Here is an 18,883-nt window from a genome sequence, read left to right on the forward strand (position 1 = left end):
ATGTAACTTAATCGCCTGATAATAGATGAGTTATGCGAAAAAATCGATTAAGTGCACACATTTTAATATTTATGCTACATTCAACCTTATTGTTTTGTCAAAAAAGTAATGATTATCAGGTGGTTACTGTAGGTTTTTATAACCTAGAAAATCTATTTGATACAGAAAATGATCCCATTACATTTGATGATGATCGTACTCCTGAAGGAAAAGATCGATGGACGGTAGCTATTTATCAAGATAAGCTTCAGAAAATGGCCGAGGTAATTGTACAAATTGGATCTGATAAGGTTAGAGTTCCACCTGTTATTCTGGGAGTTTCGGAAATTGAAAATCGAAGAGTTCTAGAAGATCTCATAAGTGAACCCGTTTTAAAAAAGTGGGAATATGGAATTATACATTATGATTCACCCGATCGTAGAGGAATTGACACTGGTCTTTTATATCAAAAGAAATATTTTCAAGTTATAAGTAGTAGCGCTCACGAATTAGTTTTATTTGATCCTGAGAATAACAACAAGCGCATTTATACCCGTGATCAATTGCTTGTAACAGGGATGCTGGTAGGTGAGAAGATACATATATTAGTGAATCATTGGCCATCTCGAAGTGGTGGTGAGGCAAGATCTCAACCCAGAAGAGAAGCTGCGGCTTCTTTAAATAGAAAAATTATCGACTCCATTTTGTCTCAAGAACCTTATGCAAAAATTATAACAATGGGCGATCTCAATGATGATCCTAATAATAGCAGCGTAAAAAAGGTTCTTAAAACAACCTCGAGATTAAAAAATATAAAAAATAACTCCCTCTATAACCCAATGGACGCTTTTGCTAAAAAAGGATTAGGAACACTTGCTTATCGTGATGGTTGGAATCTTTTTGATCAGGTAATTCTGAGTGCTTCCTGGTTAGAAAAAGAGTATTCTTCCTTTAGATTTTATAAGGCAGGGATTTTTAATAAACGTTTTTTGCAAACTCCAAGTGGTCAATACAAAGGCTACCCATTTAGGAGTTTTGCAAACGGGAGTTATACCGGAGGTTACAGCGATCACTTTCCGGTATATGTGAGTCTAATCAAAATATATAAAGATTAAGATTTCTTCTTCTTGGGAGCTTCTTCCGGGTTGTTTAAAAGCCTAAGAGCGTTCCTCCTGTCTTGATCTAACTTCTTTTTTTTTTCATTAAGCGCAGCCATCTCATCACTATGTGCAAGTTTTGCGTGTTTATTAGGGATGATCTTGTGCCGTTTTATTAAGGCATATTGAACTGTTATCTGTGCACCAAAAAATAAAATAAGACACGTATAATTAACCCATAATAAAATTAAAACAATAGATGCAGCACCACCATAAACTGAAGCAGGATTACTGCTTGTAAAGTAATAGCCAAGTAAGCTTTCACCTATCAAAAATAATACTGCTGTAATACTTGCGCCTAGAAATGTAGTCCTGTAACTCATAATTACATCTGGCAAAATTTTAAACATAGCGGCAAAAAGCCCTGTTATAAATATGAATGAAATTAATAGGCGTAGAATTTCAGCAAACACAATTGTTATTTCTGGAGCATATTGTCCCAGATATTCGGTGAGTAAGTTAAGACCAAGGGTTACTACAAAGGCTACAAGCAACATGAATCCTAAAACTAAAACCATCCCAAAAGCGATTGCTCTATTGATGAGCATTCTTTTGAAATTCTGCTTCTTTTCAGTGACATTCCATATAAGATTCATCGTGATTTTCATTTGAAAAAATACCCCGGTTGCCCCATAAATTAATGCGGCAATACTTATAATTAGAGTTATCCAATTGTCATTCTCTAAGGTTACGTTGCCTATCATATCTTCAATAGCAAGAGCGACATCTTTTGAGATAAAACGTTCAATTTCTGTATGAATACGTCCTTGTACGGCTTCTGCGCCCACAAAGTAACTCGCAATTGAAGTGATTATCATTAAAAGAGAAGGCAACGAAAACAAGGTGTAATATGCTATGATTGCGCTTCGAGCAAAAGGATCTGTACTATCCCAAGCTTGATAAGTTTTTTTAAGAAAGTTAAAGAGTTGCAGCCCTTTTTTTACAATGGGATTTTTCGAATTACTCATCTTTCAAGAATGGTTTTAAAAGATAATTCAGGTCTTGAACACCTTCTTTACTTAGTGTTACACTTTCATTTTCGGTTGAATTTTGCACAGAGAGCGTAGGGATGACAAAGTCTGTATTTGCTGCACGCAAGTCTTCTTGTGATATATTAAGTTGCTTTTTACACGTAGCAGCTATTTTTGAATACTCATTTAAAGATATATTTAATTCTAAATGATATCCCTGATCTTTTATTCCATCTGTGGTGTTTTCCTCAGATGCAGGATCGTAAATTAACTTATTTGCAGAAATAACATAGGTGTTACCGTCTGAATCCAGATAGGTATATATAGGAAGATCTTTTTCTACCGTATTGCTCAAATTGGTTAAACCCGGTGTAGCCCCACAGGTTATAAAAAGCATCGAGCAAAAAACGAATGCAGATAGTAAGCCTAATCTTTGCATAATTAAAGTTCATTTTAATGAAGTCAAATTACAAAAGGTAGAATTTTTGTAATTTCTGTTTAGGCTTAGTTTAACGTTTTTCTGAACAACTTTCAGAAATAGTTGTAGTTTTGGGTAAATAGTAATGATCCCCTCCCTTATGTCAGATTTCTGGTTTTATTTTAAGATAGGTCTTGAACACGTACTTGACTATAAAGCTTATGACCACGTTTTATTCTTAATTGTTCTCACAGTTCCTTATGTTTTTAATGATTGGCGCAGAGTTCTGCTGCTAGTAACTTTATTTACATTAGGACACACTGTTTCTTTATTATTGGCGGTATATGGTGTGGTTAAGGTAGATAGGGGTTTTATAGAATTTTTAATTCCTGTTACAATTTTTATAACCGCATTATATAATGTATTTACGGCTGGTAAAGGGGCTAAGAAAGATAAGTTAGGAGTATTGTTAATTACTGCTTTATTTTTTGGACTCATACACGGATTAGGCTTTTCTTCGTTTTTTAAATCATTAACTGCACATTTATCAAGTAAATTATTGCCGCTTGCTGAATTTGCTTTAGGGATTGAAAGTGCTCAGATAATAATTGTGATTATCGTTCTCATTATAGGATTTATCTGCCAGACGATATTTAGATTTTCACGTAGAGACTGGATGATGTTTATATCTGCTGTTGTAATAGGTATGGTTATTCCTATGTTGATCACAAATTATCCTTGGTAATGTCTTTCTTTTCAGAATATAAGCACGTTAAGTTTTTTTATATTCGCACACCACTAAGTTTTATTTACGCCTTGTAAACCTTCTATGTCATCTATATCTTCAGATAAACAACTTACTTATGATATCGCTTATTTACGCATGGCGCGTGAGTGGGCAAAACTTTCTTACTGTAAAAGAAAACAAGTAGGCGCTCTTATCGTTAAAGATAAGATGATAATATCAGACGGTTATAACGGGACACCTACAGGTTTTGAAAATGTTTGCGAAGATGAGGAGGGCTACACAAAATGGTATGTTCTTCACGCAGAGGCTAACGCCATTCTAAAAGTGGCATCTTCTACGCAGGCTTGCGCAGGTGCTACTCTATATATCACCCTGTCTCCTTGTACAGAATGTAGTAAGTTAATTCATCAGGCAGGTATAACGCGTGTGGTGTATCATAAGGGATATAAAGACCCTAGCGGACTCGATTTTCTTTGTCGGGCAGGTGTAGAAGTGATATGTATCGAAAATATTGAAGAGTAATGGGGGGCTATCAAAAAAAATATCTTCCTATATTTTTTGCAATTGCAATTGCAATAGGCATTTTTATAGGTAGTAAGCTTAACTATAGCAGTAACACTACAAGTTTATTAGGTGGAAACGCAAAAAAAGAGAAGCTAAATCGTCTTATTGACTATATCGATTATGAATATGTAGATGCTATTAACACAGATAGTATTGTAGATGTTACCGTAAATAGTATTCTCGAAAACCTCGATCCGCATTCGGTTTATATACCGCCCAGCGAATTAGAGCGCGTTAATGAAAGTATGAAAGGTGACTTTGTAGGTATAGGAGTAAGTTTCTATAATTATAATGATTCAATTACAGTAAGTTACCCTATCGCAGGAGGTCCTAGTGAAAAGGCCGGCATTAAAGGTGGAGATCGAATTATAGCAGCAAACAATAAACCATTAACCGGAGTAAATCTTATTGATGATTCTATTACATCCCAACTGAAGGGTAAGATAAATACACTAATTGATCTTAAAGTAAAACGCCCCGGTGTTAAGAATATTCTTGATTTTAAAGTAAAACGATCTACTGTTGCTTTAAAAAGTGTAGATGCTGCTTATATGTTAACTGATACATTGGGTTATGTAAAAATCAACAGATTTGCAGAAAGTACTCCTGTAGAATTTAAGAGTGCATTAAGTAGTCTAAAAAGGAAAGGTGCCACTCAGATAGTTTTGGATTTGAGAGATAATCCCGGAGGATATATTTCTGCTGCAGAGCAAGTAGCAGATCAGTTTTTAGAAGATGATAAGCTTATATTGTTTACCAAGAATAAAACCGGAAAAATTGAAAAGGCATTTGCTTCTGACGAAGGTATTTTTCAATCAGGACAGGTTTATGTTTTAATCAATGAGAATTCGGCTTCTGCTAGTGAGATTGTTGCAGGAGCTCTTCAAGATAATGATCGTGGGGAAATCGTAGGGAGGCGTTCTTTTGGGAAAGGACTTGTGCAACGAGAAATGGAGTTGGGAGATGGCAGTGCAGTGCGACTTACCATAGCTAGATATTACACGCCCACCGGTAGAAGTATACAAAGACCTTATGGTGAAGGTAATCAAGCGTATTATGAAGATTATCTATCTCGCTATAAAAATGGCGAAATGCAAAGTATCGATAGCATCAGTGTTGCAGATAGCTTGCGATATGTAACTCCTAAAGGTAAAATCGTTTATGGAGGCGGAGGTATCATACCTGATATATTTGTGTCTAAGGATACTAATTATGAGAAAGAGGCTATCAACTATGCACTACGCACCGGTTTTATGAATCGATTTGTTTTTGAACTTCTGGAAAAAAACAGACCTTACTATAATAAGCTTACTTACAAACAATTTACCGAAGAGGTAAGTATTACAGATTCAGATATATTAGCATTTGTACAATATACTGGCAAGCGGGATCTAAAAATACGCGTAAGAGATTATAAAGAAGATTTAAAGCGGTATATTAAAGCTGTATTTGCACAACAATTGTTTGGAAATACTATATTTGAAAAGTTGATTAACGAGGAAGATCCTGCTATTCAAAAAATTAAAGCATTGAGTCGAGAGAAATAATGGTTATAATAGCTTCAATATTTGTTTTTTGCATTGCTGCAATTTTTAGATTGCTAGATAATAGTGCAGGTATTCTTATCTCCAATGGAATATCGGTAAGTCCGTTTTATCTTAGTGAATCTGAAGTAAAGGAGCAGATAAAAAAGATAGAAGACAGCAGTCTGCGATCGCAATTAAAGCGAACACTCATCTACCAAAAACTACACAAAATATTTCTCGTGCTTTCAATAGTAACCTTTGTAGGTGGAATTGTTTATGAGTTTATAAATCCCACACTTGTAGAACTTTTATAATCTACGTTTTTTCTTCTCTACAATCTTTCTTGAGATAAGCAGTATTATAAGCAATAGCATTGCACATAAGCAAGCAAGTACAGAAATAACGGCTACTGCACTATTGCCTTCTAATGGAGCTGAATAGTCTATTTTAGTAAAGTTAAAAATAAGCAGTGCGCCTGCAAGACCTAGGATAATATAGAGCGCAATTTTCATAAAAAAAGGTTTAAAAAAGTCCTTGAATATTTGTTGTGAATAGCTTTACAGCCATTGCAAGCAAAATTACGCCAAAGATTTTTCGAATAAGACTAATTCCTTGTTTTCCTAGCAGTCTTCCTATTTTTCCAGAAGATTTTAAAACCAGATAAACAAACAAACAGTTTATAATTATAGCTACAATAATATTTTGTACGGCATATTCAGCACGAAGAGATAACAAGGAGGTCATTGTTCCCGCACCTGCTACTAATGGAAATGCAAGAGGAACAATACTAGCAGTTTCTGGAGCATCATCCTTATATAATTGTATTCCGAGAATCATTTCTAGAGCTATAAAGAAAATAATAAAAGCACCGGCAACTGCAAATGAATTTACATCAATGCCAATTAAGGTTAATATCTCTTTACCTATAAACAAAAACACGACCATTAATATAGCTGCCACAATTGAAGCCTTCTCGCTTTGTATGTGTCCTACTTTTTCTCGCAGACCTATAATTATAGGAATACTTCCTATGATATCTATAATTGCAAATAGAATCATACTGGCAGTCGCAATCTCTTTAAAATCAAATCCCATAATAAAAACTTTTTTAAAAGGTCGGCAAAAATACTGTTATTTGTATGATTTTCAGGCTTTCTTATCTGTAGATTTAACGCATTGTTAACCTGATCAAAAATGTATCTTTGCAGCTATGTTTCAGATAGGAAAAACCATAGTTTCAGAAGAGGTAATCCAAAAGGATTTTGTTTGTAATCTCTCCTCGTGTAAGGGAGAATGTTGTATTGCCGGTGAGGCAGGAGCGCCATTAGAACCACAGGAAGTAGAGATTTTAAAAAACATCTATCCTAAGGTTAAACCTTTTTTACGCCCCGAAGGTATTGCCGCAATAGAAGCGCAAGGCACTCATATTACTACAGATTTAGATGAGTTAGAAACACCATTAGTTAATGGAGCCGAATGTGCTTATGTCACTTTCACAAAAGAGGGTGTTGCTTCTTGTGGTATTGAGGACGCGTATAATGCAGGAGAAGTAGATTTTAGAAAGCCTATTTCGTGTCATTTATACCCCGTACGCTTACAGGAATATTCAAAATTTACAGCTGTAAATTATCATAAATGGCCTATTTGTGACGATGCATGTAGTTTGGGAAAAGAACTCCAAGTTCCTGTTTATAAATTTACAAAAGATGCTTTACTTCGTAAATTTGGTGAAGAATGGTACGAAGAGCTTGAGGCTGTAGCAGCACATTTCAGAAAAGATTAATGCAAAGTAAGCTGCCTAATACTACCTTGTCTATTTTTGCTTTAATGAGCAAAATGGCTACGCAGCACAATGCACTTAACTTATCTCAGGGATTTCCTGATTTTAATACAGATCCTGCGCTTATTGATTTAGTAACTAAAGCAATGCACGATGGATACAATCAATATGCGCCATTAGCGGGAGATTTACGCCTACGCGAAAATATCTCGGCTATGATTAGTCATTTACACGGAACAACATACGATCCGCAAAATGAAATTACAATAACCGCGGGTGCTTCGGAAGCATTATATGCAAGTATAACTGCGTTTATTAATCCGGGGGATGAAGTAATTATTCTCAAACCGGCGTATGATACTTATGAACCTACTATTAGACTTCAAGGGGGCATTCCCGTTTTAATACAACTGCAGGCGCCATATACCAGTATTGATTGGGATGAGGTAAGAAGTAAAATATCTTCTAAAACCCGAATGCTTATAATAAACAATCCGCATAATCCTAGCGGAAATGTATTTTCTCATGAAGATCTTAGTAAGCTTGAAGAACTATTAGCAGGCACTAATATTCTATTGCTGAGTGATGAGGTATATGAGCATATTATATTTGATGACAGAAAGCACCTAAGTGTAGCTGCTTATGATAAACTTGCTCAGCAGTCAATTATTACGGCATCATTTGGTAAGACTTTTCATACTACCGGTTGGAAGGTGGGTTATTGTTTAGCTCCAGATAATTTAATGCGTGAAATATACAAGGTGCACCAGAATGTTATTTTTTGCGTGAGTCATCCATTGCAAAAAGCACTGGCAACCTATCTTGAAGAACCGAAACGTTACTTAGGATTGTCAAAGTTCTATGAGCAAAAACGTGATCTCTTTTTAAGAGGAATTGAAGGCTCTAGATTTACCTACAAACCAGCTATGGGAACGTATTTTCAAATGCTTGACTACTCTGCTATTTCTCAGGAAAATGCCAGACTATATGCAGAGGGACTTATTAAAGAAAATGGCATTGCGAGTATACCTGTATCTGTATTTAATTGCGACGAGCAAGATCATAAGTTTTTGCGTTTTTGCTTCGCAAAATCGGATGAAACTTTAGAAAAAGCTGCAGCGATATTACGATCTATCTAAGAGTTAAGTTGTTTTAGCTGCTTATTAAAATCTTCACTCAAATTTTTTAACCACCTCAATTGAGCTGTTAATATATGAGCTTCATTTCGTTCGTCGGCTACGTAGGTTGCAGCGACAGTATCTTCGATAGATTCAACACTAAAAGAAGACTCTAAGGGAGCATTATTTTTTTGTATTAGGAATATAGCAGCGTCAAGATTTTGTAGTATTTGACTTTTATAGCTAATAAAAACATCTTCAATGTGAGTCGTATTGTGATTACGCAAATAAGCGCCCATCGATGCTAATGCACCTAGAAAAGCGTGATTGAGAACCACAAGTTCATATAATTTGCCAGTAAGTTGTCCTGAAGAAGCGGGTTCCTGCAATAAGCGTTGTATAGCGGCATTTAAGTTTGCTGTAGCTAAAAATGCTTTTTTACGAGCCAGTTTATATTGGGTTTGTATTTGTTCTTTTGTTTCATAATGAGAGGAGATGACTTCAAGATAATTGCGATTAGCGATTAGACTATCTGCCAGATTATTTTTTAAACCTTTTACTTCTCGTGTAGGCCAGAAGAAAAAATTTGCTAATGCAGCTAGTCCTGCACCGGCTAGGGTATCTACAACTCTAAACTGGATCACATTAAGAATATCTGGGCGCAGTAATGCATATCCAAAAATGATGCTTAATGTTATGAAAAACGCTGCGGTACGGTAGTTTTTTTGAAGAGTAGCGAGTGCCATTGTAAAACTACATACCGCCAGGATGCGATAGAGCATTACATCTCTAATAAAATACACAATAAGAGTGGCTAATACGGCACCTATTAATGTGCCAATAATTCTGTTTTTTGATCGCTCTTTAGTAAGCCCGTAACTAGGGCGCATAATAACAATAATTGTAAGTAGTATCCAGTAAGGGTTTTGAAGTTTGAACAAACTGCCCAGACCAAACCCAAGTACAGTTACTACAGCAATACGCAAAGCGTGCCTAAATATAGGGGAACTCCTAGTAAAATTATTTAGTAGAATTTGAAAACTGTAATCCTGTTTTGTGATAAACCCTTCTAATTCCTTGGGATTGGTAGCTATGTTTTTAGTATCCGTTTTGTTTCGGTCTAAAATCTGTGCAATATTTAATATACGTTGCGTCTGGTTTTCCTGAAGTACAGATAGATTTTGGAATATTATGTAATCTTCGGATTCAACCTCTTTAGAATTCATTTTAGATACAATTTCCTGAGATTGTCCTAATGCATTTTTAAGATTACTTAAATCAACTTTTTTCTTTTTAAAGTCTGTATGTGCAATTTGTTTTAGAGCTTGGGTTTGCATCCTATTTAAGTGCACAAACGCTTGAAGCGAGTGCTCATACTTTCCTAATATCTCGTGCATTTTTACCGGAGGAATGGGGCTTGTAAGTGCGAGCTCTGAAAGATCTACAAGTTCTCCTAAAACTAAAAATCGATTTCTGTAATAGCTCGAGGTTCCTGAGGAATGTCTGCTGTCTAATAATATCTCCCTTAATTTTTCTAGATGCTCATTAAATTCACTTTGTACAGCAAAGAGTTTTTTTAAACCGGCGTCTCGTTTTACACTTCGGTTGAGAAATTTTCCGCGTGCCTCAATGTAACCAGCGCATAAGTCTATAGCGGTTTCCAGAAGTTCATCAACTTGTTTTTTTGGGGCAAGAATATCGTATAATGCAGTAATTACAAAGTAGAGGACACCTCCTAATCCTATTAATAATGAGCGCTCATAGGGAGCCATATCTACTGATGAGATATTTGCAAAACTCAAAACCAGAGCAAACAATCCTGAAAACCCTACAAGTGAAGCTCTAAAACCATATACCGCTAGAAAAGCCAAAATAAAGGTCATTAGACCGAGATAGGGAAGCTGAAAAAGTAGAGAGTGGGGGATATAGGCCCCTGTAAAACTTACTAATGTCGCAATTAAAGCAGAGAGTAAAATACCTATTCTTTTATTACGTAAACTTCCACTTATAGAACTGGGAGAGCTAAAAATAACACCGGTGCCAACTGCTATTCCCATACTTAGATGGTCAAGATAGTAGCCTAGCATCATTGGAGCAATAACACCAATAGTAATCAATAAAGCCTTCGAGAAGTCTGTACTTCTAGCGAAGGCTTTGATTTTGATAAATGGCTGCAAGTAATTAGACATACAGCAATTTAGAATGAATTTTTAGCTTTGAGATATATTTTGTTTTTAATCACGTAATTTTTTTGCAACTAAGCCCCGTACTATTTCTGTAGTAACACCAAAAGCCACGTGTGCGATTAGTTCGTTAATTTGTATGTTCAAAGGGATTTCTTTGGGACTTTCTTTAAGTCCTAAGAGTGGTAGCGAAGTTTCGTGTGTTCCTATCCAGGTTGTTGCACCGTAAGCAGCGCCTTCAAATATATTTGTTTCTAGTTTGTCTCGCTTTGCATACCCATATGTAGCTCCTAAACTAGCTCCAAAAGGGATATTTACGAGTTGTTCTGCTAACTCTTGATTTGAAGAGCTTATACGATCGCCAGTGAGTTTTACAGATAAATCATCGACCATTTTTAATTGTGCAGATCGTGTATTGGGTTTTCTTACCGGTAGAACTTTCTCAATTGCACTTTTAACGACTGTCCCCGCAATACCTCCTAATAATCCGGAGATTAAGCCACGGCTTACATTAGAAGTGAATGTATCTTTTTCTAACCAAGCTTCAAGTGAGTTGCTCATAATTGTAAATTTTGATCTAAAGTTAAAAGTTCCGGTGAAGCTGAAGAAAGGTTTAACACTGCTTTGACATCATTAATAATAATGTCTATCATTAATATGATTTTATGTGTAAAATGATATTTGTGTTATATAATTTTTATGACCTTATTCTTCAATATTTAAATATTCCCTAACAGTTTGGCCTTACTTCAATAGATATATTTGAATCAAAATTTTAATACTCACATTAATTTCTACGGAAGCTTTTTAATTGATTATAGTAAGGCTTATTGAAAGTAAAGTAAACTTTTAAAAAAACTTAGCTATTGGGTGAGAAGCACACAATTATTGATTTATATTTAAAATAATTCAATATTATCTCGAGAAATTTATTATTTTAACAATATGAATTCAGATTTATTATTTGACAGCATTCGCTTAGGAAATGATCAGAAAGTTAAAGACCTTCTTGAACAGAATCCCGAGTTAATATCTGCGACAGATCAACGTGGTTCTACACCTTTACTTTTAGCTACGTATTACGGTTTTGAAAAACTTACTGAAGTTTTAGTAGCACATAATGCAGATGTAAATGCTAAAGATGCATCAGGAAATACAGCGCTAATGGGAATTTGCTTTAAGGGTTATCCTAAGGTGGCTAGAATATTATTGGCAAACGGTGCAGATGCTAACGCTCAAAATTCTAACGGCGGTACCGCCTTAATATACGCGGCAACATTTAATCAAAAAGAATTAGTAGAAATTCTCCTTGAGCACGGCGCTGATACCACTATCAAAGATTCAAAAGGCTTAACGGCTAAAGATCATGCAAAAATGCAGGGCTTAGACCAGATCGAGCAATTATTAGGATATGCCCAAAAATCCTAACATATTAAATGATTTGCATTGTGTGCGTTTTAGAAATGTAGGTTTCAAACGCACTATGGTGCTATCACCATCTGCCGAGAAATCTTTTAATAGGTTTCTCGTAGATTCGTTAGGACAAGATGTATTTTTAATAAGCACGGCTTTAGGCTTAGATGTTTATTATTGTTACCCAGCTAGTAAAACTGATTTCATAGTAAAAAACCTTTGGCTTTTTCAAGAAAATACCGAATTAGTAAACAAACAGATTGTTCATGAGCATCACAAGGATGAGGTTCTTTTGTACTTTACAACAGTTGTAAATACACTTCTGAAACATCCTCAATTGTTTTTGTCTACCTGCAAAAAATTTGTGTTTCAGTATAAAAGGACATTAATCAAGAACCAACTTATTACTTTATTATTTTCCTCATTTGAATTGCACTTGCAAGAACTTATAACGCAGAATAGATTGCCTTATATTTCTAAAATTGAAAGAATTATGCAGGAGATTTATATTCCTTCCTTTCAAAATATAAATTCTTTAGGCGTTTTATATCACAGTGATGAAAGCCTCAATTAAATTAGAATTTTTTTAAGGCTAGTTTTCTTAGAACTCTTAAGTCGAGTAAGAATTTTAAGAAATGCTAAGGCTGTAATTAATGCATCTCCCATTGCTTTATGTCTGTCATTTTTGGAGATATTGAGCGCTTCACAAAGTTCATCTAAACTATAGACTTTATCAGGATTGGTGATATTTACAAGATGAACACTGCGCTTAAACAATACACTTGTATCTGTAAATTTATTTCTCAATTTAGGAGCACCCAGTCTTTTGAGCGCATAATTTATAATGGCGATATCAAAGCCTACATGGTGGCCTACTAAAACGGAGTTGCCGGCAAAAAGCAAAAATTGTTTTACAGCTTCTTCTTCAGTGATTTTAACCTGATTTTTATTTTGCCGTAGAATACCGTGAATTGCTACTGCTTCTTCGTTAAATAACTCCTGTTCTATATATACCTCCAGACTATTAGCAATTTTTATTTCATTATTTTTTATCTCTAGAGCGCCTAAACTTAGCATACGGTCCTTACGCGCGTTTAAACCAGTAGTTTCTGTGTCAAAAACTACAAATCTGGTGTCTTCTAATGTTGGAGATGTGGTTTCAGAAAATTTTCTGACATACTCTTTATAGAATTCAGGTGGATCGGGTTTCTTCTTTATGAATGGAATATGCATATCTTATTTAAGTTGATAACGCAGTGTTAGCAATTCTTGAATATCGTGAATAGATTTAAAACAACGTTTCAGTTTTAATTTTTCGGCTTTACTTAATGTTGAAAGTTCTATAAACCTCCCAGAATCGTCGTGTAAAATACCTTGTCTGGTTCTGAATTTTAATAGCGCTTTAAATGCATACGAGCAGCTCTCGTAAATTTCTTTGTTATTATCTTCTACTTCTGCGAGACGCTCAAACCTGCCGGCTGTATTGTTAATGTTTCTAAGCTTATGTTGCAAACTCAAAACTCGGGCTGCATCAATTAAAGGCATAAGCCCTCTAGCTTTAATGTCGAAAAAGTCTTTGTGATCACCACTTTCTTCAACCAGAAATTGTCTAAAAAAACCTAAAGGTGACGGACTGCGAATGGCATCTTTTGCTATCACCCGGTAAAAGTTTGTATTGCGATCTAATTTCTGCAGAATACTGTCAGAAAGGTTCGTGACCAGTTGAGTATCTCCATAAACATAGCTGTAATCAAAAAATATAGCTGAAAGAAGCTGGCTTTCAGGTGACGGCTCCAAAATCCATACACTAAATTGTTTTTGCCACTCAGATAAAGATTGACACCATCGTGGGTTACTCGCCATCATATCTGCCGGGCAATACGCATAACCTATTTTATGCATTGCTCGTGTTACCAGCCTAGCTAAATTAATAAAATACGCTTGCGTGCGCTCGTAATCCTCTTCTACAACATTCTCAAAAACGATCGCATTATCTTGATCTGTATATAAAAGTTGCTCTTTTCGACCTTGACTTCCCAGTGCTAGCCAGGCAAATTTACACGGAGGCGGAGTCTCCATCTTAGTCAATGCCAGTTCTATTGCCCGAACGGCTATAGCGTAATTAATTTCATTTAGAATATTTAGAATTTGAGATAATGGCAGGTTTTGATCTAAATACTTTTTGAGTAGTTGCGCAACTTTTAGCCGCACTTCCCGAAGCCTCTTTGTGCGTTTTGCCAGTTTAACTTCTTTAAGTAACACAACGGGATTATTTGCGAAGGAAACAACAAGATCGTGTTCTGATAAAAGGCCTAACAATTTACTGTCTGGAGTGCCATCTTCGGTAATACACAAATGATTAATATCATTTTTAAGCATAATTAACTGTGCCTGTGCAACACTCAAATCCTTTTGAAAACACCGTACAGGAGCACTCATAATCGAAGTAACCTCATCACTAATAGGAAATTTACCGGTCGCTATTTTATCTCTAAGATCTCTATTAGTAATTATGCCCAGTGGTCTGTCATCTTGAGTAACAACAATAGAGCCTACTCCTCGATGTTCCATTTTTAAGGCTGCGATTTTTATAGTTGTATCTGATGTGCAGGTTAGTATATTTTTTGAGTAGCGCGCTTTTTGAAGATCAAAAATCTCACTATTGCGCTCAACAGAATATTCTGTAAATAGTTTTCCGCTTTCTTCTAAGGAGTAAGGGTCACTTACGTTAGAAGCAAATGACGCAATTAGAAAGTTACTCACATCTCGGTGTTCAAGAGCAATTGGTAAAAATAGATCTATGGGGATTCCGTAGAGAATAGACTCTTCATTTGCAGATGCCGACAGCTCATAATCTTCCTTGGTAATAAGAGGTCTGAGTCCAAAAAGATCCCCTTCATCACAAATATCTACGATTTTAGGTTCACTGTCTTGGGTTCTGTAAAGCCGTACTGCACCATCTTTAACCACGTAAAACATACCATGGTTTTTCTCACGCTCTTTAAATATAGATTTATTTTTCTCATAGTATAGGACACTCACTTGACCGGCAATTTTAAGCAGACTCTCTTCTGCAAGAAATTGAAACGGAGGATAGCGTTTTAAAAAGTCGGCTACGCGTTCTACTATTGTATTTTTTGTAGTCATAAGACTTAATTTAGATTCCGTTTTTCTATAAAAAAACGTTTTAATAGAGCAGCAGCTTCCATTTGCATAATTCCGCTGCTAACGGTGGTTTTAGGATGCAAGTGAGTTCCCATATTTTTAAAACCTCTAGAAGGATCAGATGCTGCATAAACAATACGAGATAACTGACTCCAGTATAGCGCGCCAGCGCACATTTGACAAGGCTCTAGTGTCACATATAGAGTACAGTCTTTAAGGTATTTTCCTCCTAGATAATTTGCTGCTGAGGTGATAGCTTGCATTTCAGCGTGAGCAGTAACATCATTCAAACGCTCTGTTAAGTTATGCGCTCTTGCAATAATTGTATTGTTTATAGTGATTACCGCACCCACGGGTATTTCTCCCAGGTCATATGCAGTCTCAGCTTCCTGCATTGCTTTTTTCATAAAGTAGTAATCATCAAAGGGTTCTAATAACGCCATTGCTTTAAATTTAGAAAGGAAAGATAAAAAGTTTTGAGAACTATAACATACATAATTCTAGATCAGAAAGCCAATGTATATTCTAGGATATAGGTTTTAATTCGCTTAGTCATTAGCAGCATCATTTTTACAGCGAGAACTTAATATTAATTCTACTTCGGCTACCTTTGTTTTATGAATTACCCACTTCTAGATACGCTTAACGATCCTTTAGATTTACGGAAACTTTCCGCGGCAGATCTAACTCAGGTTGCTGCAGAACTACGTCAGTTTATCATAAATATTGTTGCTACAAAAGAAGGGCATCTTGGAGCTAGTTTGGGTGTGGTAGAACTTACTCTGGCACTGCACTATGTATTTAATACGCCAGATGATAAATTAATCTGGGATGTAGGGCATCAAGCCTACGGTCATAAAATTTTGACAGGGAGAAGGGATTTATTTGAAACCAATAGGCAGTATAAAGGTCTCAGTGGTTTTCCTAAACGAGAGGAAAGTATTTACGATACATTTGGAACCGGTCATTCTAGCACTTCTATTTCTGCAGCCTTGGGTATGGCAATTGCATCAAAAATTAAAGGAGAATTTAATAGACAGCATATTGCTGTAATAGGGGATGCATCTGTCGCAAGCGGAATGGCATTTGAGGCGCTTAATCATGCAGGAGATAGTGATGCTAATATTCTCGTTATATTAAATGATAATGCAATTGGTATAGATCCTAGCGTGGGTGCTTTGAAAAATTACCTTACTAATGTAAAAACCGGCAGTCAAGGACAGGATAATATATTTGAAGCCTTAAACTTTAAATATTTTGGTCCTGTAGATGGTCATGATATCGATAAGCTGCTTGAAATATTTAATACCTTAAAAAAAATCAAAGGTCCTAAATTCCTACATGTTATCACCACTAAAGGAAAAGGTCTAAAACAAGCTGAAACAAATCAAGTAGTTTATCACGCTCCTGGGAAATTTGATGCGCTTACCGGTGAATTATCACCAAAAAATACAGCAGTACAGCCGCCAAAATATCAAGATGTTTTTGGACTAACACTTGTTGAGCTTGCTAAAAAAAATGAAAAAATTGTTGGTATTACTCCGGCAATGCCAACAGGCAGCTCCTTAAAATATATGATGCAACAATTCCCTGAAAGAGCTTTTGATGTAGGTATTGCAGAGCAACATGCAGTTACATTAGCTGCAGGTATAGCATGTGTAGGATTAATGCCATTTTGTACAATTTACTCTACATTTTTACAACGCGCGTATGATCAACTTATACATGATGTGGCTTTGCAAAAATTACCGGTTATATTCTGTATTGACCGTGCGGGACTTGTAGGAGAAGATGGTGCAACTCATCACGGGATTTTTGATCTGAGTTATTTACGATGTATTCCCAATCTAATTATCTACGCTCCGCGTAATGAGATCGATTTACGCAATATTCTTTATACAGCACAGCTGGGATTAGATTTGCCTATAGCCATTCGTTATCCTCGGGGAAGAGGAAATCTGTTAAAATGGAAATTGCCATTTTCAACAATAGAAATTGGAAAAGCCCAAAATCTAAAAGAAGGTAATCGTATAGCTATTTTAGTAACGGGTCATTTTACAGACAGAGCACTTGAAGTAGCAGAATCATTTACAGATAGAATTTCGGTTTACTATTTTGGATTTGTAAAACCACTAGATCGTATTATGTTACAAAGAATATTTAGTAAATATGCTTCAATTGTAACTTTAGAAGATGGGGTAAAAGCTGGAGGTTTTGGTAGCTCCATTGTGCAGGAAGCTGCTAAATATAACTATAAGGGAGATATAAGGATATTGGGAATTCCAGATCAATTTATAGAACATGGAGCTACCGAACAATTATATGAATCTGTAGGACTTGATACAGAAAGTTTAAGGCAAGAAATTATTAGTCTCTTGCCTTAACTAAACTATTTTACATCTAAACCTTTAATTTTCTTGTAGTTGCGTAAGGCTTTACCATCTGTCATTGTAGAGACTTCTGCGCAAATCTGAATAAGATTGGTGTAAAGGCTCTTGTCAGATTGATCTGCCGGAGATAATAATTTTTGAATAAGTTTGTTATAATGCGTGTCGTTATTATCTAAAGCTCTGCATCTCGCTTCTAATAAAGTGGATAGAATCTCATACCCTGCAATTTCTTTTTCTACAACTTCTCTACTATTATAGATGCGATTTATGCTTAAATTTATAATATCGGTTATTTGAGCTTGATATGCACTTTTATCAATTATTGACTGACTGAAGGTGCCTGCTAGAATTTCTTCTTCATATTTCATAAAAGTTTCTACACTTTCATTAATGAGAGTCCCTATTGCTAATGCACGCAAGTAGCTTACACGATCTGCAGTATCTTGAAGCGCGTTGTATTTATTGCGATCTATAGTGTTACCTACCAGTTTCACCATGTATTCTAAAGCGTACTCTTCTGGAATCAATCCTAAGTTGATACCATCTTCAAAATCTATAATTGTATAGCAAATATCATCGGCAGCTTCAACAAGAAATGCGAGTGGGTGTCTTGACCAGCTCAAGTCATTTTCGTTCGACCTATTTAGCAATCCGAGTTCTGAAGCGACATCTTCAAACAAATCTACTTCAGATTGAAAGAAACCGTATTTTTTATCAGATATATGATCTGTAGGTTTATGGGGTAGCGATTCTTTAGGGTATTTTGTGAAAGCCCCCAGTGTTGCGTAGGAAAGTCGTAAACCACCTGGTGCTCCCGGCTTGCTTTGGGATAATACTTTAAATCCGTTTGCATTCCCTTCAAAGGTTACAAGATCTTGATATTCTTTTTCGGTAAGAGCCTCTTTGTAGCGTTTACCATAACCGGTTTTAAAAAATTCGCCTATTGCTTTTTCACCAGAGTGACCAAAAGGCGGGTTTCCTATATCGTGTGCCAGAGCAGCTGCGGCAACAATTGCCCCAAAATCGTTAAACTGATAGCCGTGTATCTGCTCTAGGTGTGGATACTTTTCTAGTATACGCTTACCCACCATTCTTCCTAATGAGCGTCCTACGACTGAAACCTCCATACTATGAGTAAGTCGGGTGTGAATAAAATCTGTTTTAGAAAGTGGAATTACTTGTGTTTTATCTTGTAAACTTCTAAAAGGTGCCGAAAATATAATTCTATCATAATCGACTTCAAAGCCCAATCGGGTATCATCTTGCTCTATTCTTAAGCGTTTTGCAGCATCGCCTTGACGTTTTAGAGACAGTAATTGCTCCCAGTTCATCATAGTTTTCAATTTTCAGCAAGATACATTTTTTGTGAAATTATAAGTTGATGATTTACAAAGGCTACGTATTCTAGTTAACATTAAGTTAACCATGATGTAACTCTCAGCTTACGAATTGATAACAATGGATTAACTCC

The 18,883-nt window shown here is 35.8% G+C and carries 20 protein-coding genes; 10 read left to right on the top strand and 10 right to left on the bottom strand.

Translation table 11 applies throughout. From position 1 onward, the window contains the following. Nucleotides 1-71 precede the first annotated feature (71 nt). Nucleotides 72-1,094, top strand: a complete 1,023-nt coding sequence (locus DSM00_RS01780) for an endonuclease/exonuclease/phosphatase family protein (protein ID WP_128756304.1) — start codon at nt 72-74, stop codon at nt 1,092-1,094. Here the strand turns inward: DSM00_RS01780 and DSM00_RS01785 are convergent. Together DSM00_RS01785 and DSM00_RS01790 are read right to left on the bottom strand one after the other, a co-directional pair. After that, entirely contained in the window at nt 1,091-2,104 is a 1,014-nt protein-coding gene (locus DSM00_RS01785; RefSeq protein WP_128756305.1) for a YihY/virulence factor BrkB family protein, read from the bottom strand. The genes DSM00_RS01780 and DSM00_RS01785 overlap by 4 nt on opposite strands. Continuing rightward, entirely contained in the window at nt 2,097-2,546 is a 450-nt protein-coding gene (locus DSM00_RS01790) for a hypothetical protein (protein WP_128756306.1), read from the bottom strand. The genes DSM00_RS01785 and DSM00_RS01790 overlap by 8 nt, the downstream gene beginning before the upstream one ends. A 139-nt stretch (nt 2,547-2,685) precedes the next feature. Between DSM00_RS01790 and DSM00_RS01795 the strand changes: the two genes are divergently transcribed. The 4 genes from DSM00_RS01795 to DSM00_RS01810 all read left to right on the top strand — a co-directional run bounded on the left by DSM00_RS01795 (nt 2,686) and on the right by DSM00_RS01810 (nt 5,677). Beyond that, on the top strand, nt 2,686-3,270 hold the full coding sequence (locus tag DSM00_RS01795; protein ID WP_128756307.1) for a HupE/UreJ family protein: 585 nt from the start codon (nt 2,686-2,688) through the stop codon (nt 3,268-3,270). 84 nt (nt 3,271-3,354) lie between these two features. Continuing rightward, on the top strand, nt 3,355-3,795 hold the full coding sequence (locus DSM00_RS01800) for a deoxycytidylate deaminase (protein ID WP_128756308.1): 441 nt from the start codon (nt 3,355-3,357) through the stop codon (nt 3,793-3,795). Beyond that, entirely contained in the window at nt 3,795-5,384 is a 1,590-nt protein-coding gene (locus DSM00_RS01805; RefSeq protein ID WP_128756309.1) for a S41 family peptidase, read from the top strand. The genes DSM00_RS01800 and DSM00_RS01805 overlap by 1 nt, the downstream gene beginning before the upstream one ends. Continuing rightward, entirely contained in the window at nt 5,384-5,677 is a 294-nt protein-coding gene (locus DSM00_RS01810; protein ID WP_128756310.1) for a hypothetical protein, read from the top strand. The genes DSM00_RS01805 and DSM00_RS01810 overlap by 1 nt, the downstream gene beginning before the upstream one ends. On the opposite strand, the gene DSM00_RS01815 is transcribed toward DSM00_RS01810, so the two are convergent. Together DSM00_RS01815 and DSM00_RS01820 are read right to left on the bottom strand one after the other, a co-directional pair. Further along, nucleotides 5,672-5,875 (bottom strand): hypothetical protein, encoded by a 204-nt coding sequence (locus tag DSM00_RS01815; RefSeq protein ID WP_128756311.1) that lies wholly within the window; start codon nt 5,873-5,875, stop codon nt 5,672-5,674. The genes DSM00_RS01810 and DSM00_RS01815 overlap by 6 nt on opposite strands. 10 nt (nt 5,876-5,885) lie before the next feature. Next, nucleotides 5,886-6,458 carry a MarC family protein gene (locus DSM00_RS01820; protein WP_128756312.1) on the bottom strand — a complete coding sequence of 191 codons (573 nt, stop codon included), beginning with the start codon at nt 6,456-6,458 and terminating at the stop codon, nt 5,886-5,888. Between the two features lie 115 nt (nt 6,459-6,573). Here DSM00_RS01820 and DSM00_RS01825 point away from each other — a divergent pair, with 115 nt between their 5' ends. Continuing rightward, nucleotides 6,574-7,146: a DUF3109 family protein gene (locus tag DSM00_RS01825; protein ID WP_128756313.1), complete on the top strand. Its 573-nt coding sequence runs from the start codon at nt 6,574-6,576 to the stop codon at nt 7,144-7,146. Beyond that, nucleotides 7,146-8,282, top strand: coding sequence for a methionine aminotransferase (locus DSM00_RS01830; RefSeq protein ID WP_128756314.1), 1,137 nt, complete (start codon nt 7,146-7,148; stop codon nt 8,280-8,282). Before DSM00_RS01825 ends, DSM00_RS01830 begins: the two co-directional genes overlap by 1 nt. Here the strand turns inward: DSM00_RS01830 and DSM00_RS01835 are convergent. Together DSM00_RS01835 and DSM00_RS01840 are read right to left on the bottom strand one after the other, a co-directional pair. Next, a complete protein-coding gene (locus DSM00_RS01835; protein ID WP_128756315.1) occupies nt 8,279-10,450 on the bottom strand; it encodes an FUSC family protein in 2,172 nt (723 codons plus the stop codon). The genes DSM00_RS01830 and DSM00_RS01835 overlap by 4 nt on opposite strands. Nucleotides 10,451-10,495: 45 nt before the next feature. Next, nucleotides 10,496-11,005: a DUF1440 domain-containing protein gene (locus DSM00_RS01840; RefSeq protein WP_128756316.1), complete on the bottom strand. Its 510-nt coding sequence runs from the start codon at nt 11,003-11,005 to the stop codon at nt 10,496-10,498. A gap of 384 nt (nt 11,006-11,389) precedes the next feature. On the opposite strand from DSM00_RS01840, the gene DSM00_RS01845 reads away from it, so the two are divergent. After that, nucleotides 11,390-11,872 (top strand): ankyrin repeat domain-containing protein, encoded by a 483-nt coding sequence (locus tag DSM00_RS01845; RefSeq protein WP_128756317.1) that lies wholly within the window; start codon nt 11,390-11,392, stop codon nt 11,870-11,872. Continuing rightward, nucleotides 11,856-12,431 (top strand): hypothetical protein, encoded by a 576-nt coding sequence (locus DSM00_RS01850; protein ID WP_128756318.1) that lies wholly within the window; start codon nt 11,856-11,858, stop codon nt 12,429-12,431. Before DSM00_RS01845 ends, DSM00_RS01850 begins: the two co-directional genes overlap by 17 nt. Here DSM00_RS01850 and DSM00_RS01855 read toward each other — a convergent pair. From DSM00_RS01855 to DSM00_RS01865, 3 genes are read right to left on the bottom strand one after another with little or no spacing between them, the layout of a single operon-like run. Then, nucleotides 12,428-13,090 carry a 3'-5' exonuclease gene (locus DSM00_RS01855; RefSeq protein WP_128756319.1) on the bottom strand — a complete coding sequence of 221 codons (663 nt, stop codon included), beginning with the start codon at nt 13,088-13,090 and terminating at the stop codon, nt 12,428-12,430. The genes DSM00_RS01850 and DSM00_RS01855 overlap by 4 nt on opposite strands. A 3-nt stretch (nt 13,091-13,093) precedes the next feature. After that, a complete protein-coding gene (locus tag DSM00_RS01860) occupies nt 13,094-15,004 on the bottom strand; it encodes a DUF294 nucleotidyltransferase-like domain-containing protein (protein ID WP_128756320.1) in 1,911 nt (636 codons plus the stop codon). Nucleotides 15,005-15,009: 5 nt separating this feature from the next. Then, complete coding sequence (locus DSM00_RS01865) at nt 15,010-15,465, bottom strand: nucleoside deaminase (RefSeq protein WP_128756321.1); 456 nt, start codon at nt 15,463-15,465, stop codon at nt 15,010-15,012. Nucleotides 15,466-15,639: 174 nt separating this feature from the next. Between DSM00_RS01865 and dxs the strand changes: the two genes are divergently transcribed. Further along, on the top strand, nt 15,640-17,406 hold the full coding sequence (gene dxs, locus DSM00_RS01870) for a 1-deoxy-D-xylulose-5-phosphate synthase (protein WP_128756322.1): 1,767 nt from the start codon (nt 15,640-15,642) through the stop codon (nt 17,404-17,406). A 5-nt stretch (nt 17,407-17,411) separates the two neighbouring features. Here dxs and dgt read toward each other — a convergent pair whose 3' ends face one another. Then, the gene (gene dgt, locus DSM00_RS01875; protein ID WP_164916295.1) at nt 17,412-18,743 is read right to left on the bottom strand and encodes a dGTP triphosphohydrolase; all 1,332 of its coding nucleotides are present in this window, start codon (nt 18,741-18,743) and stop codon (nt 17,412-17,414) included. Nucleotides 18,744-18,883: the final 140 nt, after the last annotated feature.

The sequence above is a fragment of the Leeuwenhoekiella aequorea genome, assembly GCF_004104375.1.
Taxonomy (GTDB): domain Bacteria; phylum Bacteroidota; class Bacteroidia; order Flavobacteriales; family Flavobacteriaceae; genus Leeuwenhoekiella; species Leeuwenhoekiella aequorea.

What these genes read in the sequence shown, in the direction of transcription:
- DSM00_RS01835 (WP_128756315.1), bottom strand. Translation starts at nt 10,450, where the DNA reads ATGTCTAATTACTTGCAGCCATTTATCAAAATCAAAGCCTTCGCTAGA.
- DSM00_RS01795 (WP_128756307.1), top strand. Translation starts at nt 2,686, where the DNA reads ATGTCAGATTTCTGGTTTTATTTTAAGATAGGTCTTGAACACGTACTT.
- dgt (WP_164916295.1), bottom strand. Translation starts at nt 18,743, where the DNA reads ATGAACTGGGAGCAATTACTGTCTCTAAAACGTCAAGGCGATGCTGCA.
- DSM00_RS01800 (WP_128756308.1), top strand. Translation starts at nt 3,355, where the DNA reads ATGTCATCTATATCTTCAGATAAACAACTTACTTATGATATCGCTTAT.
- DSM00_RS01855 (WP_128756319.1), bottom strand. Translation starts at nt 13,090, where the DNA reads ATGCATATTCCATTCATAAAGAAGAAACCCGATCCACCTGAATTCTAT.
- dxs (WP_128756322.1), top strand. Translation starts at nt 15,640, where the DNA reads ATGAATTACCCACTTCTAGATACGCTTAACGATCCTTTAGATTTACGG.
- DSM00_RS01865 (WP_128756321.1), bottom strand. Translation starts at nt 15,465, where the DNA reads ATGGCGTTATTAGAACCCTTTGATGATTACTACTTTATGAAAAAAGCA.
- DSM00_RS01820 (WP_128756312.1), bottom strand. Translation starts at nt 6,458, where the DNA reads ATGGGATTTGATTTTAAAGAGATTGCGACTGCCAGTATGATTCTATTT.
- DSM00_RS01780 (WP_128756304.1), top strand. Translation starts at nt 72, where the DNA reads ATGCTACATTCAACCTTATTGTTTTGTCAAAAAAGTAATGATTATCAG.
- DSM00_RS01825 (WP_128756313.1), top strand. Translation starts at nt 6,574, where the DNA reads ATGTTTCAGATAGGAAAAACCATAGTTTCAGAAGAGGTAATCCAAAAG.
- DSM00_RS01845 (WP_128756317.1), top strand. Translation starts at nt 11,390, where the DNA reads ATGAATTCAGATTTATTATTTGACAGCATTCGCTTAGGAAATGATCAG.
- DSM00_RS01850 (WP_128756318.1), top strand. Translation starts at nt 11,856, where the DNA reads ATGCCCAAAAATCCTAACATATTAAATGATTTGCATTGTGTGCGTTTT.
- DSM00_RS01815 (WP_128756311.1), bottom strand. Translation starts at nt 5,875, where the DNA reads ATGAAAATTGCGCTCTATATTATCCTAGGTCTTGCAGGCGCACTGCTT.
- DSM00_RS01860 (WP_128756320.1), bottom strand. Translation starts at nt 15,004, where the DNA reads ATGACTACAAAAAATACAATAGTAGAACGCGTAGCCGACTTTTTAAAA.
- DSM00_RS01830 (WP_128756314.1), top strand. Translation starts at nt 7,146, where the DNA reads ATGCAAAGTAAGCTGCCTAATACTACCTTGTCTATTTTTGCTTTAATG.
- DSM00_RS01840 (WP_128756316.1), bottom strand. Translation starts at nt 11,005, where the DNA reads ATGAGCAACTCACTTGAAGCTTGGTTAGAAAAAGATACATTCACTTCT.
- DSM00_RS01805 (WP_128756309.1), top strand. Translation starts at nt 3,795, where the DNA reads ATGGGGGGCTATCAAAAAAAATATCTTCCTATATTTTTTGCAATTGCA.
- DSM00_RS01810 (WP_128756310.1), top strand. Translation starts at nt 5,384, where the DNA reads ATGGTTATAATAGCTTCAATATTTGTTTTTTGCATTGCTGCAATTTTT.
- DSM00_RS01785 (WP_128756305.1), bottom strand. Translation starts at nt 2,104, where the DNA reads ATGAGTAATTCGAAAAATCCCATTGTAAAAAAAGGGCTGCAACTCTTT.
- DSM00_RS01790 (WP_128756306.1), bottom strand. Translation starts at nt 2,546, where the DNA reads ATGCAAAGATTAGGCTTACTATCTGCATTCGTTTTTTGCTCGATGCTT.